Raw genomic sequence first — 12,947 nt, forward strand, 5'->3', positions numbered from 1 at the left:
AAAAATGCCAGATAAGGAAATTCCGGTCCGGGTCACGCAGATCCGCTACGAGGCCAGCACGATCATCTCCGTCGAAGTGACCCCGCTCGATGGGTCCACCCTGCCCCGCTATGAGGCGGGCGCCCATATCGACCTGATCCTGACGCCCGATCTGCGCCGCAGCTATTCGATCTACAAACCCTATACCGATGGCAAAAGCTATGCGGTTGCGGTGCATGAAGACCCCGAAAGCCGGGGCGGTTCGCGCTATATCCACAAGACCCTGCGGGTGGGGGACAAGCTCAAGGTCTCCGCCCCGAAAAACAATTTCCCCCTCAAGGAGGATGCCGAAAAATCGGTGTTCATCGCCGGTGGGATCGGGATCACGCCGATGGTCTGCATGTTGCAGCGGCTGAGCGAACTGGGCAAGCCCTGGGAATTGCACTACGCGGCCCGCACCCGCGCGGCGGCGGCTTTTCTCAATGAGATCAAGGCGTTTGCGGACAAGGTCCAGGTGAAGGGCCAGGTGTTCGATCATTTCGACGACGAAAAAGGCGGGGCGCTTTTGGACCTCAAGGGCATTTTTGCCGCCTCGCCCGAGGCGCATTTCTATTGCTGCGGACCGGAACCGATGTTGGCCGCCTATGAGGCCGCGGGCAAGGCCGTGCCGCGCGAGCAGGTGCATGTGGAGTATTTTTCCGCCACCGAAGAAGCGGCGCTCGACGGCGGCTATGAGGTTGTCTTGCAACAATCCGGCATGGTGCTCGATATCCCGGCGGGCAAATCCATCCTCGATGTGCTGATCGAAAACAACGTCGCGGTGCCGTTTGCCTGTAATGACGGGGTTTGCGGCACCTGCGAAACCCGCGTGCTCGAAGGCCGCCCGGATCACCGCGACGCCATTCTCACCGATGAGGAACGTGCCTCGGGCGAGACGATGATGGTCTGCTGTTCCGGGTCCAAGACTCCTCGGTTGGTGCTGGATCTCTGATCCTCCTCCCACAGCCTTCCCGAGGAAAAGCCGACGCGTTCCGCGCGTCGGCTTTGTCATATCAGGCGACACAGGAGCCGCTGAGTTTGGAGAGCCATTGCGCTCAGCGGCTCCTGATCAAGACCCCGGGGAATCTCCACCGAGGGAAATCCGCCGGGCCTTTTGCTCAGGGATGGTGGGTCTTGCTGGCAAGCTCCTGCACCAACTCCGCGCGCGCCTCATCGAGGGGCGGCACGAAAGACCGCGCATGGGCCGCACAGCCCGACATTCTGAACGGTGGATTGAAGACCTGATAGGCGCCGCCAGCGTCCTCAATCGTCGCCAGGGTGCCGCGTTCCGACAGGGCCGGGTCCGCCATCGCCTCCGCCATGGTCCGGTAGCGGGCACAGGGCACGCCCGCGGCCAACATCGCGACCTCGCATGCCTCAGCACTCTGTGTGACGGTCCACGTCTCGACATGGCGCATGATTTCCGCCCAGTTCGCCTCCCGTCCCGGCGCCGTGGCGAAACGGTCGTCCCTGGCCCAGTCCGGCAATCCAAGCAGGCTTACGAGCGCGTCGAAATTCTTTTGGCTCAAAGGCGCGGCGACCACAAACCCATCCGATGTTTTCAACGGGCCATAGAGGTGACGTTTGCGCGCCTGCGGCGCCTGGGCTTCCTGGCATTCATAGACCATCATCGACATCAGGCTGTCCATGAGTGCCACGTCAACCTGTTGACCTTTCCCGGTTTTCTCCCGCTGATAGAGTGCGGTCTGGATCGCGCCAAAAGCATAGACCCCGGCCAGAACATCCGCCGTGAACATGCCCGTGGGGGCGGGACGGTCGGTGTCCGGGGAGAACGCCTTGAGCGCCAGATCATAGCCCGAAGCGGCATGGATCATCGGCGCATAGGCAGGGCGTCTGGCCGCCTCGCCCGTCTGACCAAAGCCCGAAATCGAACAATAGATCAGGCGCGGATTAAGCGCGCTCATCTGTTCATAGCCAAGTCCGAACCGATCCATCACACCGGGGCGGTAGTTTTCGACCACCACATCCGTCGTGGCAATCAGATCCCGGACCAGAGCCAGATCCTCGGGGGTCTTGAGATCCGCCGCCAGCGAACGTTTGCCACAGTTGAGATGCCCGAAATAGCGGCTCTGGCCGTCGCGCATCGGCGGGCGGGCGCGCATCGTGTCGCCGCTGGGCGGCTCGACCTTGATCACCTCGGCGCCAAGATCGGCCAGCAGACGGGTGCAAAACGGCCCCGCCATCACCAGGGTGAAATCCACGACCCGGATAGGCCGATCCGGGGTGGTTTTCTGCGTCATACCTACGTCGCTCATTGCGACATCATCGCGCGGGAAATGATGATCCGCTGAATCTGGCTGGTGCCCTCGTAGATCTGCGTGACCTTCGCGTCGCGCATTAGCCGCTCGACACCGGTTTCCACCAGATACCCCGCGCCGCCAAAGACCTGCACCGCATCGGTGGTCACTTTCATCGCCGTGTCGGAACAAAACGCCTTGGCCATTGAGGCCATCTGCGCCAGATCCGCCGTCTCGCCCGCATCGGCCATCGCCGTGACTTTGTACAACAGCGCCCGCCCGGCTTCGATCTGGATTTTCATATCGGCGAGCAGAAAGCCGATGCTCTGGAAATCGCCGATCGGTTTGCCGAATTGCACCCGCTCCCGGGAATAGGCCAGCGCCATGTCGAGAGCCCCTTGTGCCACCCCCAGAGCAGAGGCGGCCACCGTCGGGCGGTTGTAATTGAGACAGGTCATGGCGTTCTTGAACCCCTGCCCCTCGGCCCCCACAATGGCGTCGGCAGGCACGCGCAGGTTGTCAAAGAACAGATCCACGCTCTTGATCCCGCGCAGCCCCATCTTTTTCGGGCTCTTGCCAATGGTCAGGCCGGGTGCGCCGCGCTCGACGATAAAGCTCGATATCCCATTGCCGCCTTTGCCCTCGGAGGTGCGGGCGTAGACCATGTAAAACTCGGCCTTGTCGCCTTTGGTGATATAGGTCTTGGAACCGTTGATCACCCATTCGTCGCCCTCGCGCCGCGCCGTGGTCTTGATCCCCGACACATCCGAGCCGGTGCCGGGTTCGGTCATGGCGACCGCCGAACACAGGCCCCCGGCGGCGATTTGCGGCAGGTATTTCTGTCGCTGTTCCTCGGTGCCAAAATGGCACAGCGGCAGGACCATGGCAAAGTCGGACGCGCCGACGAGATGCGAGATCGAAAAGGATTTTCGGGCGATTTCCTCCTTGGCGATACAGGTCAGGGTGAGATTGCCGCCGGGCCCGCCATAGGCTTCGGGCACCTGAATCTGCATCAGACCGAAGTCCGCCAAAAGCGGCTCGACCGTGTCGGGCATCGCGTCCTCTTCGTCGATCTTTTGCGCAATCGGTCCGAATTCCTTTTCGGCCAGCTTGCGCACTTCTTCGCGAAACATCTCGTGTTCGGCGCGTTGGTCATGTGAGTCGAGCATGGTTTCCTCCCTGTTTTCAGAAAGGATTAAAGGTAGTACCTTTTTGCGTCAAGATCGGAAAGCCACGGAAAACCATGGCCGGCACCGACCTTCAGAGCCTATAAACCCGTATGGAGAGCGGCGCGTTCGGGCGTTTCGCCGGTCACCAGAGGCTGGTGTGAACCCGTGTCATATGCGCGCGAAGTTCGATCTTTGCCGCTTCTTTTTCACCTGACTTCAAGAGCTTGATGAAAATTTCCCGGGACGCCATCAAGGCCGCCGCAGACATGTCCGCGACCCGGTAGCGCAAAAAGGTTTGAACAAGCTCGGTTTGAGAATCGACCGTAAAAATAATCGCGGAATTGCCCGTGAGCGCGGCAAGTTCGTGGTAAAACTGGTAGGCGCATTCGATCCGGCGCGGAATATCACCGCTTTCCGTGGCGCGGCGCGTGTCCTCCACCGTCGCCTCCAGACGGGAAAGATCCGGCGCGTTGGTGGTTTTGAACACATGATCCACAACCATTTCCAGAATCATGATCCGCGCCTCGAACAGGTCTTTCAGCGAGATCGCGTTCAAGGTGATCAGATCGCTCAAAGCCTGGGTGATCCGGCTGGCGGCGCCTTCCTGAACAAAGGCACCACCTTTCACGCCCTTTTTCAAGGCGACAACTCCGGCGATTTCCAGGCTGCGCAGGGCTTCACGGACCACGTTTCGCGACACCCCAAGTTGGGAGGCGAGTTCACGCTCTGGCGGCAGTTTGTCACCGGGTTTCAAGTCCCCACGCAAGAGGCGTTCGCGCACCTGTTCGCAGACAACTTCGAATGTCCGATGAGATTGAACGGGTTTGAATGGCGTTGCTGAACTGTCTTTTTGGGGGCCCGTCATGCCAATCCTTCTCAAAACTCCACCTCCCTTTTATCAAGACATTGCGATTTACACCACATCAACTCAGGCATGAACAAACGCCCTGTTGCCTTTTTATATAATATTGGTAGAACCATTCAAAGGAGGCTTCGCCCTGTCCCACTTTCGCCATGCCCTTTCCGCATCCTGCATTCTCGGCACCGCCATACTGGCGCTGTCAGAGATCATATTTGGCCAATTGATCCTATCGGCCATTTCGCTCGTGATGTTGATGGGTGCATTGCTTTTGGAACTCGACAGGGTCAAACTGACCGCAAGGCTCATGCTTCTGGCGCTGGTCGTGGTGCTTGGCCTGTATCTCATGGGCGATTACGATCGTCCGGGGCTCATCACAATCGCGGCACGCGCCTCATATCTGCCGGCCCTGATCACCGTGCTCATCCCCCTGCGCATCAGTGCAATGTCGAGCAGGATGGTGCATGAGGCCGGGGAGTTTATCGTGCATCAACCCCCTGCCAGGCGGTTCGCCTTTCTGAGTTTCGGAGGGCATATTTTCGGCGTGCTTCTCAATATCGGCGGATTGTTGTTGCTCATGCATGTGGCGTTGCGTGGTCCAAAATCCCGTGCCATCGACGATCCGGTACGCACAATCCAGATTCGGCGTATCTCGAGCGCGGTCATGCGCGGCTTTTCCGCCAATATTTTCTGGTCGCCGCTAGGCCTGGGTCTCAATATGCTTCTGACATTGGTTCCCGGGACGAGCTGGACCGAGTTCCTGCCATATGGGCTGGCCGCGGCGGCGGTGAGTTTGACGATCGGCTGGTGCGTTGACTATGTTCAAAGCCCCAAAATGCAATCGAAATCGACCCGTCCGGGGGCCGCGCGCGTCTGGGGCCTGTTCGGTCTGCTGGCTGTGCTGATCGCGATCAGCGGCGGGGCCGCCTTGATAGAAACCCTGTTCGGCCTGCCTCTGAGAGGGGCCATGCTCATCATCGTCCCCTTGTTTTCCTTTGGCTGGGCCATGATCTCTCAAACGGGAGGGGCGCGCGTGGCCGTTGCCGGTCTATGCAAGGACACTTTCACCGACACGCCAAAGGTCGTGAATGAACTGGCCATCATCACCTCCGCGGGACTTCTTGGCCTTATCGTATCGACGATGATCCCCGGCCCGGCCGTGGCCGAGCTTATAGTGGCAAGCGGTTTGAGCGGGTCTGGCCTTGCGATTGTCCTGAGCTTGTTGATTCTTATCGGGGCCGTGCTGGGGCTCAATCCAATGATCGCGTCCACGATTGGCGTGAGTGCCGTTGTCGCGGCGGGAATAGATATTGCGCCGGAGCTGTTGCTGCTCTCTGCCTTGAGTGGATGGGCGATCGCATTGATCGTTTCTCCGGCCACATCGACGCTCGCGATCGCCGCGAATGCGACAGATCACCCTCCGATCGTCGCGGGGGTGAAATGGAACTGGCTGTTTTGCCTCGCGGTCGAATGTGCCGCGGCGGTCGCCTTCTATGTGTTTTGGTAGCGGTTTGCTGCGGCCCCCGTCACGACCGGCGCATTTTCCTGAGACAGAAGATAGCTGTGAAGCCTCTGCATATGCGCAACCATTTCATCAATGGCCGCCTCTACATCCCTCGCGCGAAGGTGTTCCAGGAATTTGGCACGGGACGCTGCGACATCCCATGTACGGTCCGGCCCAATCCGGCGCAAATAATAACTCAGCGGTTCCGTGAAGGCATTCATCATGACCTCCATGGCCTGGTTTTTTGTCGTCCGCGCCAGAATGTCATAAAACTCGCGCGTCAGGCGGGTGCGTTCATCGACATCGATGCCATCCCCGGCCAGGCGCAATTCTTCGACATTGGCCTCAAGCGCATTCAACGCATCCTCATCGGCGCGCTCGCAGGCCAGGCGGATGATTTCGCGCTGTAAACAGACACGCGCTTCTGTGTAATCCGCCAGGGACAAGCCGCCAAGCGAGAGAAGATCTTTCATCGTCTGCGTGATTGGCTTGGGATTGCCCTGCATGACGACGGCCCCGCCCTTCACCCCCTTTTGCAGGGAGAGAACGCCACCGATCTCAAGCATCCGAAAGGCCTCGCGTACCGAAGAGCGGCTGACCTCAAACGCATCGGCCAATTCACGCTCTGATGGCAATTTGTCTCCGGCCGACAGGGTCCCGGTCTGTATTTCATGCCGGATCTGGTCGCAGATTTCTTCGAAGGCACGTTTTGTACGCACGGGTTTGAATTTTTTCTGTTCTTGCACGGGGACACTTCCATCTAATGGGCAGACCATTTTTATAAGGTTAGCATGCGCATATCCTCTCAGCAACGTGCCGACAACAGCTGTCCTGTCGCTTTCATCTCTCGAACAGGAGCGTGGGAAGCCATGTGACGATGGCAGGAAAGAAAATGATGATCACGCTTAACACCACCGGGGCCAGCACAAATGGCAAAACACTCTGGTAAAGACGCGGCAAGGGCATGTCCGGCAACTGGCTTTGCATGACAAAGATATTCATGCCAACGGGCGGCGTGATCATCCCGGTTTCGATCATGATCACAAGAAAGATGCCGAACCAGATCGGATCAAAGCCCGCCTGTTGCACCAGCGGCATCAGAATCGGCACCGTGATGAGGATCATGCCGAAGGCTTCCAGAAAACACCCGAGAATGAGATAAAAGACACCGATCAGCAACATCAGGACAATCGGATGGAGATCCATCCCATCGACCAGGGCGGCGAGCCCCTGAGGGATTTGCGTGAGCACCACAAAATAGGTAAATATGTTTGCCGCGCACAGGATCACGAAAAGCATCGCGGTGGTGCGGATCGTGTCATAGATGCCGGTACGTGTGTCTTTCCAGGACAGGCGCCGTGTGATCACACCCAAAAGCCATGCGCCAAGCGCACCGACAGCGGCGGCTTCGGTCGCGGTCAGGATGCCGGAATAAAGCCCGCCGATCACCACGAGGAACAGCAAGACGATTTCCCAGATCTGTCCGAGAGAGCGCAGCCTGTCGAACAGGGATTTGCGTGTCCCATCCACCGGCGCCCAATTGGGGGAGAGGCGCAGAAGCAAGGCGACGACGAGAATATAGAGCAGACACAGCAAAAGCCCCGGAATCAAACTGGCCGCATACAGGCGCGGAACGGATTGTTCTGCGATCATCGCAAAGATGACCAGCGCGATGGAAGGCGGAATGAGGATGCCCAATGTTCCCCCCGCGGCAATGGAGCCTGCGGAAAGGCGGTCATCATATTTGGCCTCCTTCATGGGGGGCACGGCGACACGGGTCATCGTGGCGGCCGTTGCAATGGACGAGCCGGACACCGCGCCAAAGCCGGCGCTTGCTCCGAGTGTCGCGTAGGCCTGAGACCCGCGCAGGCCGGAAAACAGATCGCGCGTGGCGGAATACAGGCGCGAAGACATGCCGGAGCGCACAGCGAGATCGCCCATCAGCACAAAAAGCGGCAGTTGCGACAGGGTGTAATGCGTCGCCACATCATAGGGCACCTGCCCCGTCACCTGTAACGCGTTAGAAAATCCATTGATTGCCGCATAGCCGAAAAACCCGACAAGTCCCATGGCAACCGCCACGGGCACCCGAAGAAATACAAGGCAAATCAAAGCCAGCATGCCGAGCTGGCCGATCAGTTGAACCGTCATGGATTATTCCTTTCCCGAGTAGGTTTTGGCTTCATAGTCTGGCCAGATGATCACAAAGACGGTCGCCAAAGTGGCAAAAGCCGAGCCGATCACGATAGGAAGCCAGATGAACCAGACGGGGATGCCGGTTTCATATTTCGTATCGCCAAACATGATCGCATCGCGGAAGGGCGACAGGACGGCCACAGAAATCAGCAGAGCGAACCCAAACGTCAGGACACGCGCGATTGCACGTATGAGCCGCAAAACCGGGCGCGGCACCACATAATCGATCAGATCAATGCGGATATTGCCTTCGATACGAAAAATTTCGGGAACCGCCAGAAAGATCGTAAAGGCGAGACATGTTTCGACAATTTCATAGACACCGCTCACGGGGCGGCCGGTGATCAAGCCTGTCAACACGTCGTAGAGGGTTGCCAGGATGATGATCGCGATGAAAAACGCCGCACCGATCGACATAGCGCGGCTGAGCTTGCTGAAATAAGACATGGGACCTCTGCTGAATTTATGCACCAGACCTCTCGACCTGGTGCAGGATCATTCTCAACGGTATGTCGCCGCCGTGGCTTCGAGATCGGTCAGAAACTTGGAGGCGTTCAGCCCCTTTGCATCCAGTTCCGCAGCGGTTTCTTCCCGCAGATGTTGGGAAATCTCGGAGAATTTCTCAGAGTCTTCTGCGCTCAGGCCTCTGATCACGAGGCCCTGTTCCACAAGCTCTTCGCGCGCTTCAATCTCTCCGCGCGCCAGAACGCGGCCCCAAAACTGCTGGCCTTCCGGCCCAAAATGTTTGTCAAAAGCCGCCTTGAGATCGTCGGGCATCTTGTCATAGGCGTCCTGGTTCATCACGACCGCAAAGGTCATGCCGCCCGAGGCAAGCTCGAGAACATATTTCGCGCTGTCCAGAAGTTTGAAAGACCGAATACCGGTATAGCCCGTCAGGATGCCATCGATATTGCCGCGCGCAATCGCTTCCGACATTTCCGTCGAGGGAACAAAGGTCGGCACGGCACCAAGTGCCTCAAGCGTCTTTGCGTGGGTGGGGCCAGGATGACGGATTCGCAGATTTTTCAGATCGTCAAGATCTGTATATTCCTCTTTCGTGATAATGATTGGATTGGGCAGAACCGTAATGTTCAACAGCTTTACACCAGCCAATTCCTTTGAAAGATAGGTCTCGGAAAGGTCAAGAACAGCGGCGGAGGCCGGACCCGCGACATTTTCGCCAAGTTCCGTGTCTACGACGCCTGCCATATCCAGCATTTCCATCATCGGAAACCGCCCCGGTGTCAGCCCCAAAAGCGCCACAGTGATATCGGCGACGCCTTTGCGCACCATATCATACTGTCGCGGCGCAGGCCCCATCTGACTGGCCTCATACATCTCGAACGTAATGCGTCCGCCGGTCTCTTCATTCAGGGCTTCCTGAATGCTGCGAAAAGACTTGTTGAGATCACTCGATGGCGGGGTGAAAAGCGATACGGATAACGTAACCTCCTCATCCGCGGCCCATACAGGTTCCGCCCCAAGCATTGCAGCGGTCAACAAAGCCGCTGAAATAGCCCCCTTCATGTATGATGTCATCATTTTCTCCTCCCTGATTTAACGCCACCGACTGTTATCGGCCGTAGCTGTGCGTTTGTGCCTTCGGGGTGCCCCACTCCTCCTTAGCGAGACACTCCTTGCATTTTTAAGATTAGATCAATTCTCAGGAATCCATACCGATTTTGTATTGAGGAATTCCTCGACATGTTCCGTCCCGGATTCCCGGCCATAGCCGCTCATCTTGTAACCGCCGAACGGAACGGCAGGGTCCATGAGCTGATAAGAATTGATCCAAACACTGCCGGCTTTCAGGCGGCGCGACATATATGTGGCGCGCCCGATATCGCGCGTCCACACACCGCTGCCCAAGCCAAAATTTGTGTCATTGGCGCGTTTGAGAACGTCATCCACATCGCTGAACCTGAGGGCCGAGAGGACCGGCCCGAAAATTTCCTCACGGGCGATTTTCATGTCATCATCAACATTGCAGAAAACCGTCGGCTCAATGAAATACCCGCTCTCAAGCCCGCCATGTTTCACCCGCGTGCCGCCTGCTGCGACACTGGCGCCCTGCTCTCGTCCGAGGTCGAGGTAGCCCATGATCCGGTCCATTTGCTCTTGGGAAACGACCGGACCCAGCTCGGTTGCGAGATCGAGCGGGTCGCCCACTTTGAGAGCCTTGGTAAAATTCGCCAGTTTTTCTACGAGCTCGTCATAGATCGCATTTTCGACGAAAAGCCGGGTGCCCGCCGAACAAATTTGGCCCGAGTTCAGGAAAACCGCCATCGCTGCGGCTGGCACCGCTTTGTCGAGATCGGCATCTGCAAAAACGATGTTCGGAGATTTGCCGCCCAGTTCTAGGGTCACACGCTTCACATTGCCGGCGGAGGCCGCGATGATACGCTGACCAACCTGGGTCGATCCGGTAAAGGCGATCTTATCCACATCGGGATGCGCCGCCAGATGAGCGCCTGCATCTCCCATCCCCGAAACGATGTTCACCACACCCGGCGGAACCCCCGCTTCCAGACAGAGCTGACCGAAGATAATGGGAGAGATTGGAGCCTGTTCCGCGGGCTTGAGCACGACGGTACACCCCGTCGCGAGCGCAGGCGCAATTTTCCATACGCTCATCCCGAAGGGACCGTTCCAAGGGTTGATCGCGCCGACGACACCGACAGGTTCCTTGAGCGTGTAGGACATCGGGTTGCCGGGGAAAGAATTGGTGATCGTATCACCATGTATCGCCGTGGCCAGACCAGCATAATAGCGCAACAAACCAACAGAGCGCCGCTTTGCGGCACTCGTCCGAACGATCGGGTTGCCCAGATCAATCGAATCCATCGTCGCGATGGTGTCCCAGTTGGCTTCAACCAGATCGGCAAGCCGAAGGAGAACGGCCTGCCTGTCAAACGGCGAAAATTTGGACCACGGGCCCTCTTCAAAGGCCTTGCGCGCAGCGGCAACCGCAAGATCGACATCGGCCGGACCACCTTTGGCAATGGCGCGGATCACCTGCCCATTGGCAGGAGTCGTCGTGTCGAAGGTTTCGCCAGAGAGAGCATCAACCCATTTGCCATCTATCAGAAGTTGCCCCGGCTGCGACTTTGCAAGCGCAATGGCCTCTTGCAAACGTTGAGTGTTGATCGTCATATTCTTCTCCCGTGCATAATGATCTCGCAGAGGTCAGCCCCTTGCAGAGTCTTGTGTGCCTGTCGCTCGGCTCAGGCAGCGTGTGTCGTTGTCGCTGTTTTGTCGGCTGTGCGGGCGCTCTGCACATGATCGGCGAGAATCATGGCGGCGGCCTTTTCGCCGATCATCATGGCAGGGGCCGATGTGTTTCCGGCCACGATATTGGGCATGATCGACGCATCCGCGACACGCAAACCCTTGATCCCGTGGACCCGCAACTGAGGGTCCACGACGGCCATCGGATCGGTGTCAGGACCCATTTTGCAGGTGCCGACAGGATGATAGACCGTGGCAACCGTGCTGCACACATAGGCCTGAAGGTCCTCGTCGCTCTGCACTTGCGCTCCGGGCTGCAACTCCTTGCCGACATAGGGTGCCATGGCGGGCTTTGTCATGATCTCGCGAATGCCGCGAATGCCGGCAACCAGCGTGTTCACATCTTCTTGCGTGTCCAGAAAATTTGCGAACAACGTGGGCCGGTCCTTCGGTGAGGCGGATTTCAGCTCGATCCTTCCGCGGCTGTTGGGACGGCAGATATTGACCAGAGCGACAAAACCATGTTTGCGCGGAACGAAGGACGCGGCGGTTTTCAGACCCATAAGATATGTGATCTGGATGTCCGGGCGGTTGAGCCCTTTCCGGGACCGCATGAAGCCGCCCACTTCGGCAACGTTGGAGGCAAAAACCCCCTTGCGGGTCAACATATAGCGCAGCGCCTGAATCGCCAGTTTCGGAAGTGTTTTCAATGACAAGGCGAGCGTTTTCCCCGCGATATCCTCAAAGGCCACGCCAACGGAGGGGTGATCCTGCAAGTTTTGCCCCACCCCCGGAAGATCGGCAATCACATCAATCCCATGTTGTTCCAGCTCGGATTTCGGCCCGATGCCTGATAGCATAAGCAAATGCGGCGAATTGATCGTCCCGGCGGACACGATGATCTCACATGCGGCATGTATGGTTTGACGCTGGCCCTTGCGCGTGATTGTCAGGCTCTTGGCCCGGCCCTCTTCGACATTGATTTTCTCGACGAGAGACTGATCCAGAATCGTGAGGTTCTTGCGCTTTCGGATCGGAGACAGAAAGGCTTCTGCTGAACTTTGGCGCATGCCTTTCTTTTGATTGACGGAAAAAAGGCCAAACCCGTCCTGTTGGGGGCCATTGAAATCCATAACCGCGTCATGTCCGGCTTCGGCACCTGCATTGATCAGGGCCCCGGAAATCTCGTTGGGGGTCGGAACCGTCCCGGTGTTCAGTTCGCCATCTGTGCCATGATACGCGTGATTGACGTTCAATGCCGAGTTTTCATGTGCTTTGAACGCGGGCAGCACATCGGTATACCCCCAGCCCGTATTGCCGAGCGCTTCCCATTCGTCATAATCGGAAGAATGCCCGCGCATGTAGACCGTCCCGTTGACGGCGGAACATCCCCCGACCAGTTTTCCGCGCGGACAGGGAATACGGCGGTCAGGTCCCGTTTCCGAGGCGATGAATTCGTCTTTCCAGTTATAGCGATCATCAGGCAACAGGAAAATATTTCCAAAGGGCAGTTTCACCTTCAGATTCAGAGGGAAACGCCGGTCGGATTCGCCCGCCTCAACCAGTGCCACGCGCATTTTTGAATCAGCCGACAGACGGTTTGCAATAACGCAACCCGCCGAACCGGCACCGATAACCACATAGTCAAAGTGGATGTCCGACATGTTTCCTCCCGCTTGCCAAATCTTGGACTGTTTTTTTAATGGCCTGACCAT

At 57.9% G+C, this 12,947-nt stretch carries 11 protein-coding genes; 2 read left to right on the forward strand and 9 right to left on the reverse strand.

The features are described from left to right. The first annotated feature begins 4 nt into the window (after positions 1-4). Positions 5-970 (forward strand): PDR/VanB family oxidoreductase, encoded by a 966-nt coding sequence (locus BM151_RS20595; RefSeq protein WP_090063087.1) that lies wholly within the window; start codon positions 5-7, stop codon positions 968-970. A gap of 166 nt (positions 971-1,136) precedes the next feature. Here BM151_RS20595 and BM151_RS20600 read toward each other — a convergent pair whose 3' ends face one another. The 3 genes from BM151_RS20600 to BM151_RS20610 form a co-directional block, all read right to left on the reverse strand. Beyond that, positions 1,137-2,279 (reverse strand): CaiB/BaiF CoA transferase family protein, encoded by a 1,143-nt coding sequence (locus tag BM151_RS20600; RefSeq protein ID WP_090063090.1) that lies wholly within the window; start codon positions 2,277-2,279, stop codon positions 1,137-1,139. A gap of 11 nt (positions 2,280-2,290) precedes the next feature. Continuing rightward, on the reverse strand, positions 2,291-3,445 hold the full coding sequence (locus BM151_RS20605; RefSeq protein WP_090063093.1) for an acyl-CoA dehydrogenase family protein: 1,155 nt from the start codon (positions 3,443-3,445) through the stop codon (positions 2,291-2,293). Between the two features lie 142 nt (positions 3,446-3,587). Next, positions 3,588-4,310 carry a FadR/GntR family transcriptional regulator gene (locus BM151_RS20610; protein WP_090063096.1) on the reverse strand — a complete coding sequence of 241 codons (723 nt, stop codon included), beginning with the start codon at positions 4,308-4,310 and terminating at the stop codon, positions 3,588-3,590. Positions 4,311-4,395: 85 nt separating this feature from the next. Here BM151_RS20610 and BM151_RS20615 point away from each other — a divergent pair, with 85 nt between their 5' ends. Next, entirely contained in the window at positions 4,396-5,811 is a 1,416-nt protein-coding gene (locus tag BM151_RS20615; protein WP_177213240.1) for a hypothetical protein, read from the forward strand. Here the strand turns inward: BM151_RS20615 and BM151_RS20620 are convergent. From BM151_RS20620 to BM151_RS20645, 6 genes are all read right to left on the reverse strand, one after another. Further along, positions 5,796-6,554, reverse strand: coding sequence for a FadR/GntR family transcriptional regulator (locus tag BM151_RS20620; RefSeq protein ID WP_177213241.1), 759 nt, complete (start codon positions 6,552-6,554; stop codon positions 5,796-5,798). The genes BM151_RS20615 and BM151_RS20620 overlap by 16 nt on opposite strands. A 94-nt stretch (positions 6,555-6,648) precedes the next feature. Further along, complete coding sequence (locus tag BM151_RS20625; RefSeq protein ID WP_090063106.1) at positions 6,649-7,959, reverse strand: TRAP transporter large permease; 1,311 nt, start codon at positions 7,957-7,959, stop codon at positions 6,649-6,651. Positions 7,960-7,962: 3 nt separating this feature from the next. Then, positions 7,963-8,451: a TRAP transporter small permease gene (locus BM151_RS20630; protein ID WP_090063108.1), complete on the reverse strand. Its 489-nt coding sequence runs from the start codon at positions 8,449-8,451 to the stop codon at positions 7,963-7,965. 54 nt (positions 8,452-8,505) lie between these two features. Next, positions 8,506-9,546, reverse strand: coding sequence for a TRAP transporter substrate-binding protein (locus BM151_RS20635; RefSeq protein WP_090063111.1), 1,041 nt, complete (start codon positions 9,544-9,546; stop codon positions 8,506-8,508). 114 nt (positions 9,547-9,660) lie between these two features. Beyond that, the gene (locus BM151_RS20640; protein WP_090063114.1) at positions 9,661-11,157 is read right to left on the reverse strand and encodes an aldehyde dehydrogenase family protein; all 1,497 of its coding nucleotides are present in this window, start codon (positions 11,155-11,157) and stop codon (positions 9,661-9,663) included. A 71-nt stretch (positions 11,158-11,228) separates the two neighbouring features. Then, positions 11,229-12,896, reverse strand: coding sequence for a GMC family oxidoreductase (locus BM151_RS20645; protein ID WP_090063117.1), 1,668 nt, complete (start codon positions 12,894-12,896; stop codon positions 11,229-11,231). Positions 12,897-12,947 lie beyond the last annotated feature (51 nt).

It is taken from the genome of Celeribacter neptunius (assembly GCF_900113955.1).
In the GTDB taxonomy this organism is placed as follows: Bacteria; Pseudomonadota; Alphaproteobacteria; order Rhodobacterales; family Rhodobacteraceae; genus Celeribacter; species Celeribacter neptunius.